General features: G+C 61.6%; 16 protein-coding genes. 1 reads left to right on the top strand and 15 read right to left on the bottom strand.

The genetic code is table 11. From position 1 onward, the window contains the following. Positions 1-132: 132 nt before the first annotated feature. From AGR13A_RS16365 to AGR13A_RS16410, 10 genes are all read right to left on the bottom strand, one after another. Complete coding sequence (locus tag AGR13A_RS16365; protein WP_035221042.1) at positions 133-1,038, bottom strand: LysR family transcriptional regulator; 906 nt, start codon at positions 1,036-1,038, stop codon at positions 133-135. 116 nt (positions 1,039-1,154) lie between these two features. Further along, positions 1,155-2,099 carry an isoaspartyl peptidase/L-asparaginase family protein gene (locus AGR13A_RS16370; protein ID WP_080837574.1) on the bottom strand — a complete coding sequence of 315 codons (945 nt, stop codon included), beginning with the start codon at positions 2,097-2,099 and terminating at the stop codon, positions 1,155-1,157. 44 nt (positions 2,100-2,143) lie between these two features. Next, positions 2,144-3,682, bottom strand: coding sequence for a hydantoinase/oxoprolinase N-terminal domain-containing protein (locus AGR13A_RS16375; RefSeq protein ID WP_080837577.1), 1,539 nt, complete (start codon positions 3,680-3,682; stop codon positions 2,144-2,146). Next, positions 3,679-4,755, bottom strand: coding sequence for a DUF917 domain-containing protein (locus AGR13A_RS16380; RefSeq protein ID WP_003524597.1), 1,077 nt, complete (start codon positions 4,753-4,755; stop codon positions 3,679-3,681). The genes AGR13A_RS16375 and AGR13A_RS16380 overlap by 4 nt, the downstream gene beginning before the upstream one ends. A 118-nt stretch (positions 4,756-4,873) precedes the next feature. Further along, positions 4,874-6,469: an ABC transporter substrate-binding protein gene (locus AGR13A_RS16385; RefSeq protein WP_035221049.1), complete on the bottom strand. Its 1,596-nt coding sequence runs from the start codon at positions 6,467-6,469 to the stop codon at positions 4,874-4,876. 43 nt (positions 6,470-6,512) lie between these two features. Next, positions 6,513-7,646: a DUF917 domain-containing protein gene (locus AGR13A_RS16390; protein WP_035221052.1), complete on the bottom strand. Its 1,134-nt coding sequence runs from the start codon at positions 7,644-7,646 to the stop codon at positions 6,513-6,515. Continuing rightward, complete coding sequence (locus tag AGR13A_RS16395; RefSeq protein WP_035221395.1) at positions 7,639-9,195, bottom strand: hydantoinase/oxoprolinase N-terminal domain-containing protein; 1,557 nt, start codon at positions 9,193-9,195, stop codon at positions 7,639-7,641. The genes AGR13A_RS16390 and AGR13A_RS16395 overlap by 8 nt, the downstream gene beginning before the upstream one ends. A gap of 17 nt (positions 9,196-9,212) precedes the next feature. Further along, positions 9,213-10,859, bottom strand: coding sequence for a nickel ABC transporter ATP-binding protein NikE (gene nikE / locus AGR13A_RS16400; RefSeq protein WP_080837581.1), 1,647 nt, complete (start codon positions 10,857-10,859; stop codon positions 9,213-9,215). Positions 10,860-10,863: 4 nt separating this feature from the next. Next, positions 10,864-11,745 (bottom strand): ABC transporter permease, encoded by an 882-nt coding sequence (locus tag AGR13A_RS16405; RefSeq protein WP_020813268.1) that lies wholly within the window; start codon positions 11,743-11,745, stop codon positions 10,864-10,866. Continuing rightward, on the bottom strand, positions 11,745-12,773 hold the full coding sequence (locus AGR13A_RS16410) for an ABC transporter permease (RefSeq protein ID WP_080837584.1): 1,029 nt from the start codon (positions 12,771-12,773) through the stop codon (positions 11,745-11,747). Before AGR13A_RS16410 ends, AGR13A_RS16405 begins: the two co-directional genes overlap by 1 nt. Positions 12,774-12,909: 136 nt before the next feature. Here AGR13A_RS16410 and AGR13A_RS16415 point away from each other — a divergent pair, with 136 nt between their 5' ends. Continuing rightward, positions 12,910-15,261 carry a helix-turn-helix transcriptional regulator gene (locus tag AGR13A_RS16415; RefSeq protein ID WP_167377574.1) on the top strand — a complete coding sequence of 784 codons (2,352 nt, stop codon included), beginning with the start codon at positions 12,910-12,912 and terminating at the stop codon, positions 15,259-15,261. A gap of 3 nt (positions 15,262-15,264) precedes the next feature. Here the strand turns inward: AGR13A_RS16415 and AGR13A_RS16420 are convergent, their stop codons facing one another. From AGR13A_RS16420 to AGR13A_RS16440, 5 genes are read right to left on the bottom strand one after another with little or no spacing between them, the layout of a single operon-like run. Further along, positions 15,265-15,975: a ribonuclease activity regulator RraA gene (locus tag AGR13A_RS16420; RefSeq protein ID WP_080837586.1), complete on the bottom strand. Its 711-nt coding sequence runs from the start codon at positions 15,973-15,975 to the stop codon at positions 15,265-15,267. A gap of 37 nt (positions 15,976-16,012) precedes the next feature. Further along, complete coding sequence (araD, locus tag AGR13A_RS16425) at positions 16,013-17,737, bottom strand: L-arabinonate dehydratase (protein WP_080837589.1); 1,725 nt, start codon at positions 17,735-17,737, stop codon at positions 16,013-16,015. A 1-nt stretch (position 17,738) separates the two neighbouring features. Further along, a complete protein-coding gene (locus tag AGR13A_RS16430) occupies positions 17,739-18,818 on the bottom strand; it encodes a Gfo/Idh/MocA family protein (protein WP_080837592.1) in 1,080 nt (359 codons plus the stop codon). Next, complete coding sequence (locus tag AGR13A_RS16435) at positions 18,815-19,831, bottom strand: Gfo/Idh/MocA family protein (RefSeq protein WP_080837595.1); 1,017 nt, start codon at positions 19,829-19,831, stop codon at positions 18,815-18,817. The genes AGR13A_RS16430 and AGR13A_RS16435 overlap by 4 nt, the downstream gene beginning before the upstream one ends. Continuing rightward, positions 19,824-20,876, bottom strand: a complete 1,053-nt coding sequence (locus AGR13A_RS16440; RefSeq protein ID WP_080837599.1) for a Gfo/Idh/MocA family protein — start codon at positions 20,874-20,876, stop codon at positions 19,824-19,826. The genes AGR13A_RS16435 and AGR13A_RS16440 overlap by 8 nt, the downstream gene beginning before the upstream one ends. Positions 20,877-20,911: the final 35 nt, after the last annotated feature.

A 20,911-nucleotide genomic window follows, 5' to 3' on the forward strand; every position in this document is an offset into this window, starting at 1 on the left:
TTCGTTGTTGGTGACTATGACGGATTGATAAATAAGTCGCAATATTATGCATAAACGTCATATATCTATGCAGAATGATGGCGCGTTTCATCCTGACACGGACAATGAGGACTTCCGCGAAAAATCCTGTTTTCAGTCGGTTTTCTGCGAAAGCTGGATTTGCTGTTTCAAGGCGTCGCTGAGCGCCTGCGCGGCGATGGACAGCGGGGCGCCAGAGGCGCGGGCAAGACCGAACTCCTGCGTTGACTGCGGGATGAAAGGCCGGGCGACGACTGGAAGGTGCCGGTAAAGATTCGCATAAAAACTGCTGATGATCGTGACCCCCAGCCCATGCGCGACATAGGCGCAGGCGGAGCTGTTGGTGTGGGTCTCGATCTTCACCATCGGCTTGACGCCGGCCTTCTTGAAAACCTGATCGAGCGCCATGCGGTTCGGCCGCTGCCGGCCGATCAGGATGAGCGGAATATTGCGCAGGTCCTTGACGGTAATTTCATCAAGCTCGGCCAAGGGATGATCCTCCCGCACCACACAGACGCTCTTGCCGGTCGCGACACGCTCGACATCGATGCCCGGCCCGATCTCTCCTTCCATCCGCAGGAAACCGAGATCGATCACCCGCTCGCCGACGAGCTTGTTGATGGCGATCGTCGTTTCGAAAAAAGTCTCGATGCGAACACCCGGGAAATCCCTGACATAGTCGATCAGCATGGCGGGCGCGAAATTTTCCCACATGCTGCTCGGCAGGCCGATGCGGACGATTTCCGGGCCGGCCGCGCCATTGCGCAAATCCTCGGCGTGGCCGGACATGCGATCGACCGCAAGCAGCACGTTTTCCGCATCACGGGCAAGCAGCACCGCCTCCGGCGTCGGTATCAGCCGCCCCTTGTCGCGGGCAAACAGCGTCAGCGACAAATCCGCCTCGAGCTGCGCCAGAAGCCGGCTGATACCGGACTGGCTGAGCCCCATGGCCTTGGCTGTGGCAATGGTGGAGCCGGTGGAAAGAAGCGTGCGCAGGACTTCGAGCTGCTTGATGTTCATGAGGCCAGCACCATGGGTGAAGAGACGAGCCGGTTTCGGTTCAGACGTTTTGCCGCCGATAGACCTTGATGTCACCGGTTTTTTTAACGCCACCACTTAGCCGGTACGGTCGCCGGTTACAATTCCACCTCATAGACCGTGTCATGGGTGGCCACACGCGCCTCTCCCGAGGAAGTCACCCAGCCGCGAAACATGCCTGATGTATTATAGGGCGCGGATATGCCGCCTTCAGCATCAATTGCGACGAGGCCCGCGCCGATATCGTAGGGCGCCAGATCCCTGTGGACCAGATCGCCGGCGGCGGTCTCCAGATCCTGCCCGAGATAGGCGACACGCGATGCGATCTCGTGGCCGACGACATAACGGATGAAAAACTCGCCCTTGCCGGTGCCGGAGACCGCACAGGCCCCATCACGCGCATAGGTGCCGGCCCCGATCACCGGGCTGTCGCCCACCCGGCCATCCGGCTTGTTGGTGTAGCCGCCGGTCGAAGTGGCCGCCGCGAGATGACCCATCGCATCGAGCGCAACTGCGCCGACGGTTCCGTGCTTTTCGTTCTCAGTGGCTTCCGTGCCCGTGGCAGCATGACGCTTCATCGCCGCAAGTGCCTCCACGCGCTTTTGGGTGGTGAAATAGGATTGAGGCTCGGTGGCGAGCCCCTTTTCCTTTGCGAAACGGTCGGCCGCCTCCCCCGTCAGATAGACGGCACGCTCATCCGCCATCAGCGCACGGGCCGCCTTTACCGGGTTGCGAATGGCGCGGGAGGCGCTGATCGCGCCCGCCGCCAGCGTCGCGCCGTCCATGATCGAGGCATCGAGTTCATGAATGCCGTTTTCATTGAGCGCCGCCCCGTGGCCGGCGTTGAAATGCGGGCTGTCCTCCATGACGACGACCGCCGCCTCAACCGCTTCAAGCGCCGTTCCGCCAGCCTTCAGCACGCCATAACCGGCACGCAGGGCCGCGGCCAGATCGTTGCGCGCAGCAGCCCACTCCTCTGAAGTCATGCTGTCTTCCGGCATCACGCCGCAACCACCGTGAATGGCCAGTGCGATCTTCGTCATGTGCTCACTCCCTCGTCACCCCACTCCCGCAGGGCCTCTTACCATCAATGAAAGGCGATATCGCCGATGACCCGCACGCGCACTCTGCGAGCGCCGCCCGGCAGATAGGCGATCGGAATATCCTCTACCTCAAGCGTCTTGAGGCTCGCCCGCTCCGCACCGGATGCGACCGCAGCGTTTTGCGCCTCGGTCTCGGCCTTCGCAAGAGCCTCATCGCGGCTCAGGCCGGAAAACACCTGATCCACCTCGCCGGAAACCTGCGCCATCGCCGCACCCAGCGCATTGGCAACGCCGGCATTTTCCACGCGCAGCACTTCCGACGCACCCGGGACCGTCTCCGGGATCAGGAACGCCCCGCCGCCGACAGCAACCAGCGGCACGTCTTCGGCCGATGTCTTCATCTGGTCGAAACTGTCGGCCACCATATCGCGGATGCGTTGAAGCGAGGCCTGCACGAAAGCCCGATCGAGGTCTTTTACACGGTCGCGGTCACCCATCTCGATCAGGCCGGCGGCAACGGCGATATCCGATGTCGTCAGCGTCTTACCGCCGAAAACGCGGGCTTCCGTCAGGATGCGATAACCGACCGAGCGCGGGCCGATCTTGCCTGTTTCAGGGTCGACGATGGTGCCGCCGCCGAGCGCAATAGGCAGAAGATCGGGCATACGGAAGAGCGTGCGCACCCCGCCAATATGGACGATATTGTTCGCCTCGCGCGGAAAACCGCCGACAAGGCAGCCGATATCGGAGGTGGTGCCGCCGACATCCACCACCATGGCATCGGAAAGTCCGGTGAGGAAGGCAGCACCGCGCATCGAGTTCGTCGGGCCGGAAGCGAAACTGTGCACGGGGTTCGCGGCGGCGACATCCGCCAGCGCCACCGTGCCGTCATTCTGGGTCAGATAGAACGGTGCTTTTACGCCCGCTTCGCGCAGCGCATCCGAAAATGCCTGAACCGTGGTCTTGCCGAGCGTTTGCAGCGCTGCATTCAGGAGAGCGACATTTTCTCGCTCCAGAAGCCCGATGCGGCCAAGCGTATGGGAAAGCGTGATGCGTGCATCAGGGATCACAGAACGGACGATTTCCGCCGCCCGCACCTCGCACTCCGTCGTCAGCGGTGAGAAGGTCGCGGAAATGGCAATGGAGGTGATGCCCGCATCGCGAATTTTCATCGCCGCTTCGCGGATTTCATCTGGAACCATGGGCACCAGCGGACTGCCGTCATATTCATGGCCGCCATGCACCATGAAGATCAGAGGATCGACGGCCTCGCGAAGATCCTTCGGCCAATCACACATCGGCGGCAGCGAAGAACCTGTCGGCAGCGCAATACGGATGGCAGCAACCCGCTCCAGCCGGGCGCGCTCCACAACCGCATTGGTGAAGTGCGTGGTGCCGATCATCACCGCATCAATCGGCCGGTCTGCCGCGCCGACATGGCTCGCCACATGGGCAAGCGCCGCCTTGACGCCGGAGAGGACATCCTGCGTGGTCGGAACCTTGATGGAGGCGACGATGCTGTCTCCATCGATCAGAACGGCATCCGTATTGGTGCCGCCAACGTCAATACCGATGCGTTTCATGGGAATACCGATCTGAAATCAATGTCATAACCGAAGGCGCGCGGGCCGACGGCGGCGATGCCGGCAGGTGTCGTCAGAAGCTCCGGCGCCGGCAGGGCGACAACCGTGACGCGTTGGCCGTAACGCACCGATTCCGTGCCGATGGCGCCGCCGGAAACCGTGTCGAGAAGGCAGAGCAGGTCCGGCGTCATGGCGACCGGCTGGCCATCGCGGAAGGCGACCGCCCATTCGTTCTGGAAGGCGAGTTCCATCCGCGAACCGCGGTCGGCATCGATACCTTCAATGGTCGTGCTGCCGCGCAGGAAACCGCCGGTGGTCTCACGAGCGACATCCACCACCTTGCCGCGGAACAGCTGCTTTCCGCCCTCGTGGTCGAGAACCGCCTGAACCGGATCGTCATGGCGCGCACGTGCTGCCATCACCGCGCGCCCGAGTTCGGTCGCCTTGGTGACGGTGTAGTGAATGCCCCATTCCTTGACTTCCTTGCCGGTGCGCGGTGCCTTGCAGGTGGCGGCGGTGGAGCCGACTTCGGTGCAGACCTTGCGCGAGATGCGCTCCATCCATTTCCACGAGGCAGCCCGCGTCACGATCACCTCATTATCGCGCACATCCACCAGCGACAGCGGAAACATCGGCAGGTTGCCGATGGCGAAGGATGTCATCTGCGCTTCGGGATAGGCGCGTCCCATGGCGTCGGCATTCACGACCGGCCGGTCGAGCACGGCAGCGGCGAGGAAAGAAGAAAGCGCATTCGAGCCGCCGATTTCCACGCTCATGATCGCCCGGAACGGCTTGCCGAGATAATCCTCCATCACCTCGACGGCGCGGGCGAGATGCACGGGGTCCCCCAACCGCTCCTGACCGACAAGCGGCGCACCCATCTTGGAGACGACGGCAACCATATCGTCATCGGCAAGCGCCATGGGGTCCATGACCTTTACCCGCCTGCCCTCGGCATAAAGACGGCGCAGGTTGAGCGTCGAGATATAGGGGTTGCCGCCGCCGCCGGTTCCCAAAATCCAGGCGCCGGTGGCCAGAGGTTCGATATCGTCTTCGGAAAATTCCTGGATCATGCGTCATCCTCGGGCATGCCACAGCCTTTCCGGCCGCAGGCGATGCTCCTTCCCTTTGAAGTTCCAAGTCTGGCCAACCCCGCCATTTGTGGCGGGGCCGGTTTTCATGAGGCGGAGATCACTCCGCCTTGCAGTCCCAATGGAAATTGGAGAAGTTCAGGTCCCAGCTCTGCATGGGAATGAACTCGTAACCCTGAAGGCACTTGTTCGCCGCATAACGGCGGTTCGGCGCAACGGCCCAGACGTCAGGCTGAAGATCGGCGATCTTCGTCTGCAGTTCCTTGTAGGTGGCGTTCTGCTCGTTCACATCGGTGGTGGCGCGGACCTTGTCGATCAGGCCGTCGATTTCCGCATTCTGCAGCCATTCCATCGACATCCAGGTGCCGGATGCCTTGGAGTGATACTGATTGTAGAACATCGCGTCCGGCGACGGATAGGTCGGCGAGATGTTCACCTGCGTCGATGCCGGCGTCGTTTCCGGCTTGGAGGACAGCTCGACGATACGGTTCCACGGCTCGGGCTTGATATCGAGCGTGATGCCGATCTGCTCGAGGCTGGATTGCAGAAGCAGCGCCACTTCCGCCTCGAATGCCAGCGAAGCGACATAGCTATTGACCAGCGTGATCTTCTGGCCGGCATATTTCGACTTCGCGAGTTCTTCCTTGGCTTTCTCCAGATCATAGACGCCGGGCTGGATATCGCCGTTATGCGCGTCCTTGAACGCGTCGGAGAGCGGTCCCTTCATATCGAAGCCCGGATAGATCACTTCCTGGATCGTCTTGTAGTCGGTCGCATAGGCGATGGCGCGGCGAACGTGAACGTCGTCGGTCGGATAGACCTTGGTGTTGAGCTTGATGACGAAACCGCCGGCGGTGCGGGTCTGGATCAGCTTGTAACCCGTCATGCGGCCGATGGATTCATAGGTGTCGTTGCCAAGCCCGTGCGAGGAAAGGCCGAGTTCGCCCTTTTCCGCCAGCGCCTTGACGGTGGCGTCGTCGCTGGTCTGCACGAAGCGCACTTCGTCAATCGGCTTGCCCTTGGTCCAGCCGAGGAAATAATCAGCATTGCGGGCGATGACCATATCGGCGGAACGGTTGTAGCTGACCAGCTTGTAGGGGCCGGAGCCGGCGGAATGTTCGCCGACATAGGCCTCGCCCCATTTGTCCTCGGGCTTGGCATTGGCTTCGATCAGCGTCTTGTTCATCGCCATCATCAGCGGCGTTGCCGCCATGAAGGGCGAGAACTGGCGCTCGATCTTCATGACCAGCGTGGCATCGTCAGGCGCGGTAACGTTTTCGGGCTTCAGCACGCCGACGATGAGGTTCGAAGGACCCTTGTTGATGCCGAGCAGGCGCTGGATTGACCAGGCAAGATCGGCAGCCTTCACCGCCGTGCCATCCTGAAACTTCGCATCGTCGCGCAGGTGGAAGGTGTAGGTCAGGCCGTCTTCCGAAATCTCCCAGGATTTCGCCAGATGCGGCACGATTTCGCCCTTGGCGTTCACCGTGGTCAGACCGTCATACATGTTCACGATGGCCATGTAGCCGGTGTAATCAGTCACTTTCGCCGGGTCGAGCGAGCTGAATATCTGCATGGTATTGACTGCGACCGACACCTTGTCTTCCGCAAGGGCTGCGGAAGAAACAAACGGCAACGCAAGCGCCGTGCCGAGCGCCAGCGCGGCGAGACGGGAAGAAAGTACAGGCATTTTCATTATCGTTCTCCTCTTTATTGCGGAGCATTGGCCCCGCTTATGGTTAGGCAGCCTTGCTGACCGGAACGGGCAGCGGTGAGAAAGGAATGTCCGGGTAGCCGAAGGCTGCCGGCCCAACGACCTCAAGCGCGCGGGCGCTGCGCAGCAGGTCGTGGCAGGGGATGGCGATGACGGCCACACGCTGGCCGTAGCGCAGCACTTCGGTGGTGATCGGATAACCCGTATCGACATCGAGCAGGACGATCAGGTCGGGAACCGTCACTTCCACCTTGCCGTCACGGGAAAACAGCAGGAATTCGTTCTGGATGGCGACGCCCGCCGTCTGGCCCGCGCAATCGTCGAAGCCGGAGAGCGTAAGATCGCCGACCGCGAAACCGCCGCGCAGGTGGCGCTTCAGATCGGTGATCTTGCCGTTGAAGATGCGCTTTCCGCCTTCCAGTGCACAGACCGCGGCAATCGGGTCTTCCTGCTGCTTGCGGGCGCGGATCACCGCCTCACCGATGGCAATCGCCTTGGTGTAGGTTTTCGGAATGCCGTATTGGTGCACGTAATGCGCCTGCATCGGCGCGGTCGCCAACATCGCGCCGCCGCCCTGCGAAACGACGCAGGCGCGCGCCATGCGCTCGTGCCAGACTTCGGAAACGGCATGGCTGAAAATGACGGCATTGCCGTGCAGATCGCACATCACCGACGGTGTGGAACTATGACCATAGATGGAGAAGGTGGTCATCTGCATTTCCGGGAATGCCCGGCCCATGCCGTCGCAATCGAGGATCGGCAGGCCGCCCAGCGCCGCAGTGACCAGCGGGTTCATGGAATTGGAACCGCCGATTTCCTCGCAGACGATGGCGTCGACCGGGTTCCGGATCAGCTCTTCCATCGCCCGCAGGCAGCGCAGGCCTTCGCGGCCTTCGCGAATACGCTCGACACCGACGACAGGCGCGCCGATGCCGCCAATGGACATGCAGAGCGCATCCGGCTCGATGGCGTCGGTTGCGAGGATCTTCATCTCGTAACCGGCCTTCATGGCTTCCAGCGCCAGCAGCTTGCCGAGATAGGGATTACCGCCGCCGCCCGTGCCGAGAATGCCGGCGCCGATTTCCAGCGCGTCGAGATCTTCACGGGTCAGCGTCCGCAATGCCGCTTCGTCATATTTCAGCTTGCGTGTCTCAGCCATGATTGGCTCCCATTTCTCCAACAACTTTCACATGAATGCGGGTGGCATTGCCGGGCAGGTATGCAAGCGGCATGTCCTCGCGCTCGATGACTTCCAGCGTTTCGGCAACTGCACCGGCGGCAATCGCCTTTTCGCGCGCCTCCGCTTCCGCCTCGGCCAACGCGCTCTCGCGCGTGCGTCCGTCCACCAGCGAGAAGACCCGGTCGGTCTCGCCGCTGATCTGCGCAATGGCCGCGCCGACGGCATTGGCCACCGCGAAATTCTCAGGCCGGATGACTTCGAGGTCACCGATCCGATCCGGCATCAGAATGGAACCGCCGCCAACGGCAATCACCGGCACCGGCGACGACGAGATGCGGCTGCGCTCCACGCAGGCCTCAAGCATGTCATTGATCTTGTCGACCGCCGCATCCACGAGCTTTTTGTCGAGGCTGGAAACCAGCGCCTTCTCGCCCACATCGGCCTTGCCGGAGGCAACCGCGATATCGGTCGCCGTCAGGGTCGAGCCACCGAAGCAGAGCGCCTCGCGGCGAACACGATAACCGACGGATTTCGGCCCGACGGTCAGGCCGTGGTCGCCATTGACCACCAGCGAACCACCACCGAGACCGATGGAGAAGACGTCAGGCATGCGGAAATTGGTGCGCACCCCGCCAATATCCACCGTGGTAGAGGCCTGACGCGGGAAACCGTGCGACAGCGAGCCGACATCGGACGTTGTGCCGCCGACATCCACCACGACGGCATCCTTGAGGCCGGTGAGGAAGGCAGCACCGCGCATGGAATTCGTCGGGCCGGACGCGAAGGTGAGCACGGGGAAACCGCGCACCACATCCGCCGCCATCAGCGTGCCGTCGTTCTGGGTAATATAAAACGGGCAGGTGATGCCCGCAGCCTTCAGCGCCTCGCCGAAAGCCGCAACGGTGCGGTCGGCCAGCGACAGCAGGCTGGCATTCATGATTGCAGCACTTTCACGCGCAAGCAGACCGTGACGGCCAATATCCTTGGACATGACCACCGGCAGGCCGGGGCAGCGTTCCTGCAGGATTTCCTTCGCCCGCAGCTCCATCGCATCGTTGATGCCGCTGAAAACGCAGGTGACGGCAGCGGCCTTCAGACCCTTGGCGCGGATATCGGCAGCGATGCGGACGATTTCGTCCTCATCGAGCAGGGAAATTTCACGGCCGTCGAATTCGTAACCGCCGCGCACCTGATAACCGTGGTTGCCGACGATTTCCCGGAGATCATCCGGCCAGTCGACCATGGGCGGCAGGCCGGCGCCGGAAGGCAGGCCGAGACGGATGGCCGCCACCTCGTCCATATGCCGGCGCTCGATCACCGCATTGGTAAAATGCGTGGTGCCGATCATCACGGCGCCGATGCGCGCCCTGTCTATGCCCGACGCCTCGATGACCTTTTCAAGGGCTTCGATGACACCGGACGTCACATCCTCTGTCGTGGAGGCCTTCACCCCCGCCAGAACGGTTTTATCCTGCAACACAACGGCATCGGTATTCGTGCCGCCGACGTCAATTCCAACGCGATACACGTCAGGCTCCTCTTTCATCAATCGGTCGTTTTTACGAGGAAGCGCATCCGCTCTTCCTCGGTCACGGTGGGTTTGAGACGTTCTTCCTCGTCGGTGACGACGGGGATGGCCGCGATCAGGGCGCGGGTATAGGGATGGGCCGGCTCAGCGAAGACCGCCGACGTCACACCCTCCTCGACAATCTCGCCGCGCAGCATGATGGCGATGCGCGAACAGAAATTGCGCATCAGCGACAGGTCATGCGAGATCATCAGATAGGTGAGGCCAAGCTCCTCGCGCAGTTGCAGCAGAAGGTCGATCACCGTCTTCTGCACGGAGACATCAAGTGCTGCCGTCGGCTCGTCGAGGATGAGGATTTTCGGTTCTGCCGCGAGCGCGCGGGCAATCGCCACGCGCTGCTTCTGGCCGCCGGAAAGCTCGTGCGGATATTTGCCGAGATAGGATTGCGGCAGCCGCACCAGCCCCATCAGTTCCTGCATCCGGCTTTCCCGCGCCTGCCCATCCATGCCGATGGATTTCAACGGTAGTGAAAGCGTCTGCCTGACGGTACGCTTCGGATTGAGCGAAGTACCCGGATTTTGATAGACGATCTGCGTCAGCCGCTTGCCGCGCTCAGGTGCCGGGGCGTCGATGACAAGACTACCGGAGGTGGGACGGGAAAGGCCCATGATCATGCGCGCAACCGAGGTCTTGCCGGAACCGGATTCACCCGCAAGGCCAAAAACCTCGCCCTGCTTCAGCGTCAGGTTCACGTCGCGCACGGCATGGTAGCCATTGCGCCTGCCGTAAATCTTGTTCAGGTCTTCGATGGTGATGATCGGCTGCCGCGTGCTTTGCGTGAGGTCCGTGACGCGTGGGCCATAGAGCGGCGGCACCGCATCCAGCAGCGAACGCGTATAGTCCTTGGCAGGGCTATGCAGGATTTGCGTGCAGGGACCGGTCTCGACGATATCCCCGTGATGCATGACCACGACCCTGTCCGCCACCTTGCGCACGACGCCGAGATTGTGGGTGATCATCAGCAGCGCCATGTTTTCTTCGGCAACCAGCTGGTTGATGAGGTTGAGGATTTCATCCTGCGTCGTCACGTCGAGCGCCGTGCCGGGCTCATCCGCGATCAAAAGCTTCGGCTGGTGCAGCAGCGCAAGCCCGATCAGCACACGCTGACGCATGCCGCCCGAAAGCTCGGACGGATAGGCGTTCATCACCCGCTCGGTATCGGCGAGCTGCACGCGGCGTAAAACGGCTTCGATGCGGTTGCGACGCTCCGCCCTGGAAGAATTGATACCGTCGCGCTTGTCGGCAAAACGCATGACATCATCGAGATGCGTGCCGATCTTGAAGACCGGATTGAAGGAGGAAAGCGGATCCTGCATGATCAGCGAAAACGCCGTTCCTTTCAGGGCCTCTCGCTCCCTGCGCGGCATGGACAGCACATCCCGGCCATCGATGACAATCGCGCCGGAGGTGATCGCGGCATTCTTCGGCAAAGTGCCGATGATCGCCTTGGCGGTGACGGACTTGCCCGACCCGGTTTCGCCGATCAGCGCTACGCGCTCGCCGGCGGCGACCGTGAAGGCCACGTCGCGCAGCACCTGTCGGGTGCGGCCGTAATTGGTGAAGGTGACGTTGAGGTTTTCGACCTTGAGAAGCGGTTCAGTCATGGCCTTAGCTTTCCACGTCGAACATGTCGCGCAGGCCGTCGCCCAGCAGATTGAAACCCAGCGTCACGTAAAGCACGGCCGCGCCGGGGCAGAGCACTTCCCACCAGAAATCCGGCATGAACTGGCGCCCGTCGGCAACCATCGAACCAAGGTCAGGGGTCGGCGGCTTGACGCCGAAACCGAGGAAGCTCAGTGTTGCGCCGAACAGGATGACGAAGGCGGCATCCAGAGTGGTCTTGACCGATATGACCGAGACGCAATTGGGCAGGATTTCGCGAAAAAGGATATGCAGGGGGCCGGCACCGGCAAGACGCGCCGCCTCGATATAGTCTTCCGACGCAATGGACTTCGACACCGAATAGATCAGCCGCGCGTGCCATGTCCACCATAGCAGCGTGATCGCGATCATGGCGTTCATCAGCGTCGGTTCCAGCAGGTTGGAGACCGCCAGTGCCATGACGAGTGGTGGCATGGCCAGCATCACATTCGTCAGGCCGCTGATGAGCTTTTCAGTCCAGCCACCGAAATAACCGGCGATGAGGCCAAGCACGGTTCCGACCGGCACCGAAATGCCGAGCACGCCGATGACGAGAAGCAGCGAGACCCGCAGCCCGAAGATGGTACGCGAAAAGATATCGCGGCCGGCCTTGTCGGTGCCGAACCAGTGCTCCAGATCCGGCGGCATATGCCGGGCACGAAAATCAACGACCGCGCCGATATGTTTGGGATAGGGCGTGAGCCATGGCGCGAAGACCGCCAGCACCAGCACCGATAGCAGGATCAGCGAACCGATGACCGCCGCCGGGTTGCGGCTGAAACGATACCACATCATATAACCGGCGCTTAGGCCGCGATCGGTGGGTTCGAGCATTTTCATATCAGCCATCAGCGAGCCTCCTTGCGGCGCAGGCGCGGGTCGATGATCGAGATCAGGACATCCACGATCAGGTTCGCAACGATGAAGAACAGGCCGGCGGCCAGCACCACGGCGGTCACGGCATTGAGGTCTTTCTGCAGGATGGCGTTCAGACCGTAGGAGGCGAAACCGCCCCAGGCGAAGACCATCTCGATCACGAAGGCATTGCCGATCAGCGACGCGAACTCGAGACCCATGATCGTCAGCGGCGCGATGGAAGAGAGCTTCAGCAGATAACGGAAGATGATGACCCTCTCCGGCACGCCGAAGCTCTGCAGGGTCAGCACATGGTCCTTGCGCTGGTTCTCGATCATCGAGGAGCGGGTAATGCGGGTGATCTGGCCGATGCCTGCCATGGAAAGCGCGAAGGCCGGCAGTGCGAGATGCTTCAGCGCATCGAGCACCACATCGAAACGTCCGGCCAGCGTGCCGTCGATCAGGATGAAGCCCGTGGGGCCGCCCTGCCAGCCGAGCGAGTGGTCGAGCCTGCCGATTATCGGCCAGCCGGAGAGAAACCGCGCGGCCAGCAATTGCAGTGTGATGGCGAAAAGAAAGCTCGGGATCGTGACCCCGGTGAGCGACAGGATGCGGCCGATATGGTCCAGCGGGCGGTCGCGATAATGCGCCGTGATGACGCCGAGCGGGATGGCGACGGCAAACATGAAGATGACCGAGACAAGTACCAGCTCGACGGTCGCAGGAACGGTCTGCGCCAGATCGGTAGTCACCGGGCGTTGCGACACCAGCGAGAAACCAAGATCGCCATGCAGGGCATTGCCGATGTAGTCGAGGTATTGGACGGCGAGCGGCTTATCGAGACCCATCTCCCCACGTAGCGCATCCACCTGCTCCTGCGTTGCCGCAGGACCGAGCGCCATGCGGGCGGGATCGCCCGGCACCACGCGGGCCAGCACGAAAATCATGATGGACAGGGCGATCATGACCAGCACGAAGGTGCCGAGCCTGTTCAAAATCGCGACCAGCGGATGTTGCTGCATCGGTGGGACGTTCCTTGTGCATCGGTTGCGTGAGCACAAGTTTTCACCACATGTCCGTTTGAACAATTGCCGAAAGGTATAGTTTTTTGAAAGATGAGTATAGGTTTTCAGGCTTAAATCCCCTATGCCTTTGCGAATGACGCTCCTGCCCCGCACCCGCCTTTGCCGCCGCATCGCCAGCGAAACCGCCGGCGTGGTCTTTCTGCGGGCGCCCGCGGGTGCGGGAAAAAGCGTGCTGCTGGAAATGCTTGCAAAAGAGCTCGAAACGCCGGTGTGCCGCACGCACCAGCCGCGAAGCGACGAGATCGAAAATGGCTGTCTCCTTTGGGACGTGCCGGTTTTCGCACGGGCGGCGCGCATGCCGGCCGCCATTCTGGAGACGGTGCGCTTGGTGGTCATAGCTTGCCGGCCGGATCAGCGGATCAGCGGACTGGCCCGGCAAATCCTGCATCGCGGCTCGCTCACCATCGGGCCAAATGAACTGCTTCTTGGTGAGGATGAGGTGGAAGACCTGCCCTCTGAGCAGAAACGTCTCGCCCTTCACGACTATGCGGGTTGGCCGGCTTTTCTGTCACTGGCGCGTTTTCCGAATGAAACGCTGTGTGCCGACTATCTGAGGGAAAACTACCTGCCGCATCTTTCTCCCGCCCAGACGGTTGAACTTTCGTTCTGGCTGGAGAACCCCTCTGCGGAACCCGAGGCGGACTGGACCGAACTGCTGCCGCCTTTCCTGACCGGAAATCCCGAAAACCACCCCACTCTGATACGGCTTCTGGGCGCGGCTGCGCGGGAACGTCTTGCTACCCTGCAGGCCGGCAGCGCCGTGGTGGAGGTCGCATCGGCTTTCGAAAAGGAAGGACGGGCGCTTGCGGCCATGGCGATGCTGCTCGACCGTGGTTATGAGACCCATGCCGCGCAAATCCTGGAACGCGCCCATGGTCGCGAACTCATCTACAGGAGCAGCGTCGACAGGTTTCGCGAGATCATCATGCGGTTTTCGCAGGATATGATCGCAACGAATGAAACCGTGCTCTTCGCCGTCACCCGCGCCCTGCTGAAACAGGGGGAGTTGCAGCGCGTGCGCCATCTGCTTGGCAAAAGCCTTGGGTCGGATTATCTCGATCCACTGAAAGTGCTTGCCCGTGGCTCACGCTTTTCCTTCGCCGCCCGCACCTTCCGGCTGAACCTGATGATTGCCGAGGATCTGACCCCCAATGACGCGGTAATCACGCGTCTGGGGGAATTCATGGCCGACTATCCCATGAACGATCACGGCAAATGGGCGGCCTATTACAATGCACTGCTGGAATTCGAAATCCGCCGCCGCAATTTCCGCGAGGCGGAGGCGGCGGCAGCCCGCGCTCTGATCTATCTGCGCAAGATGGGCGGGCAGCCCCTGCTCGAATTTTTCATCCATCTGCACCAGATCGTGCTGCGGCTGATGAGCGGTGATGTGCTTCTGGCCCGCCGGGCGGCGCAGGAGGCGCGCGCACGGCTGGAACAGGTGCCGCATGACGCCGTGCAGGAATTCCGGATGCTGCGGCTGGCGGAAGCCTGCCTCGCCTATGAGGCGGGAAAGCCCCGCGACCTTCTGCATTTCGTCGAGCACGAATTCGATCACTTCGCCGCTGCCGAGATCTGGCCGAGCCTGATGCAGTTTGCCCTGTTTTACGCCTCGCAGGTGTTGATCGACCATTTTCCGATGACCGTTCGTCCGGACTTTCTCGATGGCTTGTGGATCCATCTTTCGGAAGGGCTGCAATTCCATGCGATGATGGAAATCAGGACGGCTCTTGCCTATCAGAACGCCAACCGGTGGGCGGATGCGGCCGCGACGCTTTCCGCGATCCGCATGCCCATGGGCCGCAACTGGGTGGAGAGCGCGCATGAGGATCTTTCCCGCCTGACGCGGCGCGATGAAATCGCCTATGTGATGGCGTGGCTGCGCGATGCGGTGCATCTTTTCACGCCGCGCGCCTATCTCTCCCGCCAGATCGACGCGATGATCGCCAATCCAAAGGTCACCAACCGCGAAAAGGTCGCGCTGAGAATATGGCAGAGCTACGCCGCGCATCAGCGCCGCGACAATGCCGCCGCCCGCGCCCATATCCTCACCGCCCTTGAATCGGCGACCCGCCTTGGCTGCAGCGGCGTCCTGTCGGAGGAGCGCATCTTCCTGTCGCCGCTTCTGAACAATCGCCGCATCCGCAGCTTCATCGAAACCTCGTCCGATGTCCGCACAGCGCTTTCGATTTTCGCCGCTTCGGTGAATTCACCGCAGGCGCGCGCCCTGCATGGCGGGCTTTCGCAGCGCGAGGCGCAGATGCTGCAACTGCTCGCCAGCGGCATGTCGAACAAGAAGATCGCCCAGACGCTCAATATCTCGGAAGTGACGGTGAAGTTTCATCTCGGCAACCTGTTTCGCAAGCTGGATTGCAAACGCCGCGCGGAGGCGATCCGCGCGGCGAAAGCACTGGGCTGGCTGTAAGGTTCAGCGGTTGTTCTTCTTGCGCCATTCGGCAAAAGCGGTCTGGTGCTCCTCCTTGGTGCAGGGGTAAAGCCCGATGATCGACTGACCCGCCTTGACCTGCTCCACCACGAAATCCTCATAAGCCGTCATTTCCACCGCCTCGGTGGCAATCTCATCGGCAATGCCAGCGGGAATGACGATGACGCAATCCGCATCGCCGACGATGATGTCGCCGGGAAAGACCGGCGCGTCGCCGCAGCCGATAGGGCCGTTGATCTCGATCGCCTCGTGTTTGGTCAGATTGGTCGGGCTGGAAGGGCGTGTGTGGTAGGCCGGAATATCCAGCTCGGCAATCGTGGCAGCGTCACGAAAACCGCCATCGGTCACGATGCCCGCACCGCCGCGAACCATCAGCCGCGTGACGAGAATGTCACCGGCCGAGGCGGCGCTCGCATCCTTGCGGCTGTCGATCACCATCACATGGCCCGGCGGGCAGGTTTCAATGGCGACGCGTTGCGGATGGGCGGGGTTGCGAAATTCGACGAGCTGGTTGCGATCTTCGCGGGCGGGCATGTAACGCAACGTAAATGCCGGCCCGACCATGTTCGCGCCCTTGTAACCGAGCGGATGTACGCCCTGAATGACCTGGTTTCGCAAGCCGCGCTTATAAAGCGCCGTTGCCAGTGTTGCGACGGAAATCGTCATCAGCTTTTCGCGCGTCTCGTTGTTCATTCAGTATCTCCTGTCATTCTGCTTGATGGCACCTAGCCTAAAAAATATCCGGCTCACCGGCCGAGCGGCCGAAATCGGTCTGCAGGAAGTCGAAATCGCATCCCTGATCGGCCTGGCTCACATGTTTCGAGAAAATGTAGCCATAGCCGCGCTCATAACGCGGCGGCGGTGCCTGCCAGGCGGCCCGGCGGCTGGCGATTTCCTCATCGCTCACCAGCATGTCGAGGCGGCGCTGCGGCAGATCGAGCCGCACGATATCGCCTGACTTTAGCAAGGCGAGCGGCCCGCCGATGAAACTCTCCGGCGCAACATGCAGCACGCAGGCGCCATAAGAAGTGCCGGACATGCGGGCATCGGAGATGCGCAGCATGTCGCGATGGCCTTGTTTGATCAGCGCCTTGGGGATCGGCAGCATGCCCCACTCTGGAAAACCGGGGCCGCCAAGCGGGCCGGCATTGCGCAGCACCAGCACATGATCCGGCGTCACATCGAGATTTTCATCATCGATCGCCGCCTTCATCTCGGGATAGCTGTCAAAAACCAGCGCCGGACCTTCATGGATGTGAAATTTCGGATCGCAGGCGGCGGGTTTGATGACCGCGCCATCCGGACAGAGATTGCCGCGCAAAACGGCGAGTGAACCTTCCGCATAAACCGGATTGTCGAGTGAACGAATCACATCGTCATTATAAACTTTAGCGCCCTCGAGATTTTCGCCCATGCTGCGGCCCGTTACCGTCAGGGCGGAATAATCGAGCCGGCTTTCAAGCTGCTTCATCAGGGCGCGCAAACCGCCCGCATAATAGAAGTCCTCCATCAGATAGTCCTTGCCGGAGGGGCGGACATTGGCGATGAGCGGCGTGACGCGACCAAGCTCATCCAGATCGTCAAGCGTCAGCGGCACACCGGCGCGGCGCGCCATGGCGATCAAGTGCACGACGGCATTGGTCGAACAGCCGGTCGCCATCGCGACGATGGCGGCATTGCGGAACGCAGCCGCCGTCAGAATGCCGTCCGGGGTCAGATCCTCACCCACCATTTCCACGATGCGACGGCCGCAGGCGGCAGACATGCGCTGGTGTTCGGCATCCACCGCCGGAATGGAGGACGCGCCTGGCAGGGTCAGCCCCAGAGCATCGGCAATAGCCGTCATGGTCGATGCGGTGCCCATGGTCATGCAGACGCCGGCGGAACGGGCGATGCCGCCCTGAAGGCCGCGCCATTCCTCGTCGCTGACATTGCCGGCCCGCCGCTCGTCCCAATATTTCCAGGCGTCGGAGCCGGACCCCAGCACCTTGCCGGCATAGTTGCCGCGCAGCATCGGCCCGGCCGGCAGATAGATCATCGGCACGCCGGCGGAGATTGCACCCATGACGAGGCCGGGCGTCGTCTTGTCACAACCACCCATCAGCACCACGCCATCAAGCGGATGAGAGCGGATCATTTCTTCCGTCTCCATCGCCAGCATGTTGCGATAGAGCATCGATGTCGGCTTGGTAAAACTCTCATCGACCGAAAGCGACGGCATCTCCACCGGGAAGCCGCCCGCCTGCAAGACACCGCGCTTCACATCCTTCACGCGTTCGGGAAAATGCGCGTGACAGGTGTTCAACTCCGACCAGGTGTTGAGGATGCCGATAACCGGCTTGCCGACAAAATCCTCTTCCGCATAACCGAGCTGCATCATGCGCGAGCGATGACCGAAACTGCGCAGGTCGTCGGGGGCGAACCAGCGGTCGGATCTCAATTTCCTGTCGGTCATGTCAGGCTTCCCGCAAAGCCGGCGCCTGCGGCGCCCAGCCCTTATAGAGATCGTCATCGGAAGTCAGCGGCAACCGCACCGGCAGTCCCTGACGCACGGATTTGTAGATGGCGGTGACGAGTTCAATGGATCGCAACCCGTCAGCCACGGTCACTTCATTGCCGCCACGGCCCTCCACCGCATCCGCGATGGCCTCAAGGAAGCCGGCAAAACCATCCAGCCCGGTGCCGACCTTCGCCAGAACCGCGTCGATCTCCTCCTGCGTGGTCGGCGCGCGTGCCGTGAAGCGCCAGGTGTCTTCGGCCGGCGCATAGGGCTTGGTGCCGCTTTCGGCGGTCAGCCCCTCGAAACAGAAACGCAATCGCGACGTATCATTACCCGCGCCGAGCGTGACGGAGCTTGTGACCAATGCCCCACTCTTCATGCGCAGGCTGATAGCCGCGCAATCTTCGGTCTCGATGGTGTTCACCCTTGTATCGGCAAACGCGAATACTTCCTCGACGGGACCCAGCACATGGCAGATGAGATCATGGGCATGAATGGCATGGCCGAGGGTCGCGCCGCCGCATTCGCCTTTCCATGTGCCGCGCCAAGGAATGGAGTAGTAGTCTGCGCCCCGGTTCCAGTGCACTTCGGAACTGGCGACAAAGGCTTTCCCCGCAAGACCGGCATCGATGAGCGCACGCAATTGCCGCATGGCATGGCCGAAACGATACTGGAAAACCGGGAAGACCTGACGACCAGTGTTCTTCACCGAAAGAAGCAGCGCATTCGCCTCTTCCAGCGAGCGTACCAGCGGCTTTTCGCAGATCACATCCTTGCCGGCGGCATGGGCCTGCAACGCGACCGGAAAATGCAGATGCGGCGGCAGGCAGATATCGATCAGCGAGATGCTCTCATCCGCCAGTACCTCATCCAGGCTGGTGGTCACCTTTATCGAGGGATCATCCTCGACAAGCTTGCGCGCCCGCTCCAGGTCGAGATCGCAGATCGCCTTGACCGCATAACGCCCGGGAAGTGCGCGATACCCCTTCAAATGCAATGCGCCGATGCCGGCGCCGATGATTGCAACGCCGATCATGCCTTTCTCCCTTCGGCCTTTGCCTGCGCCTGAAGCGCGAGTTCGCAAACCTTGAACACATGCGCTTGCGGCATGGCGGTTTCAGTGCGGTTGCGGATATCCGCCGACAGGCGGTCGAAATAGGGCAGGCCGGCATCGGAAGCGTCGATATATTCGCAGCGGTCGCCATTGACGAGAATGAGCCGGTCGGCGCCCGGCTTGTTGCCGAGATCGACATATTTCCGGAGCTCGATATAGCCTTCTGTTCCCAGAATGGTCAGGCGGCCATCACCCCAGGTGGGCAGCGCATCGGGCGTATACCAGTCGACGCGGATGTAACCGTGGCCCCGGTCACCGCGCAGCAACACCTCGCCGAAATCCTGCAAACCCGGATCGCCGGGATTGGCGTAGTTCGCCACCGTCGCCGAAACCACTTCCACGTCCGTCGAGCCGGTAAAGAACATGAACTGGTCGATCTGGTGGCTGGCAATATCGGTCAGAATGCCACCATAGGCTTCGCGGTCGAAAAACCAGTCGGCGCGCAGCGCGCGGTTGAGGCGGTGCGGCCCCATGCCGACGGTCTGCACGACCCGGCCAATGGCGCCGGCAGCCACCAGTTCCGTGGCCTTCGTGACGCTCGGCACTTCGAAACGTTCCGAAAAATTGACCGACCAGATGCGTTTGGTCCGGGCAACGGCCTCGCGCAAACGTTCCAGTTGCGCAAGCGTCGTGCATCCCGGCTTGTCCGACATCACATCCTTGCCCGCATCCATGGCACGGATAGCAAGATCGGCGCGGTTCTTCGGAACATCGGCGATCAGGACAAGGTCTATGGTCGGGTCGGCAAGCACGTCTTCAACGCTTTTCATGCGCGGAACATCGGGGAACCGTTTCAGGAAACCTTCCACGACCTCTGGTTCGCCCTCCGTCCACCAGCCGGCAAATTCCGCCCCGGCATTCAGCATGTTCTGTGACATGCCAAAAATATGCCGGTGCTCGATACCGAGAGCCGCAAATTTGATCGGTTTACTCATTGCGCAGTTCCACTTCATTGCCGCCTTCGGCGGATTTGACAATTGCATCGATCAGTCGGTGAGAAAGGAGCGCGGCCTCGCCGATTACCACCGGATCACGCTCCGAAACGAGGGCATCGACGAAATCCTCAAGGACAGCCTGATGCCATTCATGGGTGAAAGCCATGGGATCGGCGCCACCACCGGTGCCGGACGCGGCACCGCCAAAAGCCTCGCTGCGCCCGTCCCTCCAGTCCACATGCAGCACTCCGGAAGCGAGTCTCAGACTTGCCTTTTCAAAATGCAGCGTGATGGTTTCCGCCCCGCCGGGAAAACTGGCGGTACTTGCCACCAGTGATCCTACGGCACCGTTTTCGAAACGCAGCCCGGCAGAGACGAAATCCTCCGTCTCCATCCTGTGAAACCGCGTCGTTGCCGCCATGGCCTGCACCCGCGCGACCGGACCGGCAAGGCTGAGCGCCAGATCGATCGTATGGATCGCCTGCGATATCAGAACGCCGCCGCCATCCCGCTCCCGCGTTCCACGCCCCGGCTCGTCATAATAGGCCTGGGTGCGCCACCAGGGCACGGAAATCTCGCAGAGACCGAGTGCACCGAGGACGCCGCTGGCAACCAGCTCTTTCGCCTTTCGGGATGCCGCCCGCATACGGTGCTGGAAAACAATGCCGAGCGTGACACCGGCCCTGCGGCAGAAAGCTACAAGTTCGTCGGCTTCCACTGTGCCGCGGGCAACCGGCTTTTCAAGAAGGATATGTTTGCCGGCGCGCGCGAGCGGCTGGACCACGCTTGCGCGGGCGTTCGGCGGTGTCGCAACAATGGCAAAATCCACCTCGGGATCGTCAGCGACCTCCTCAATGGATCGATAGACGGCGACATCATGCCCGACAAGTTTGGATGCCTCCTCTGCAAGGCGCGCCGCCCGCCCGGAGCCGCCATCGACCAGTCCCTTGAGCGTCATTTTATCGGCACAGGCGGCCGCTGCCAGCACATGGGTTCTGGCCACCATTCCCGCACCAACGATGACAAAAGTTTTGCCTGTCCGCATGACCGCGAGCCTCCCAACCCACGCTTGGCGGTAAA

The organism is Agrobacterium genomosp. 13 str. CFBP 6927 (assembly GCA_900012615.1).
Taxonomy (GTDB): domain Bacteria; phylum Pseudomonadota; class Alphaproteobacteria; order Rhizobiales; family Rhizobiaceae; genus Agrobacterium.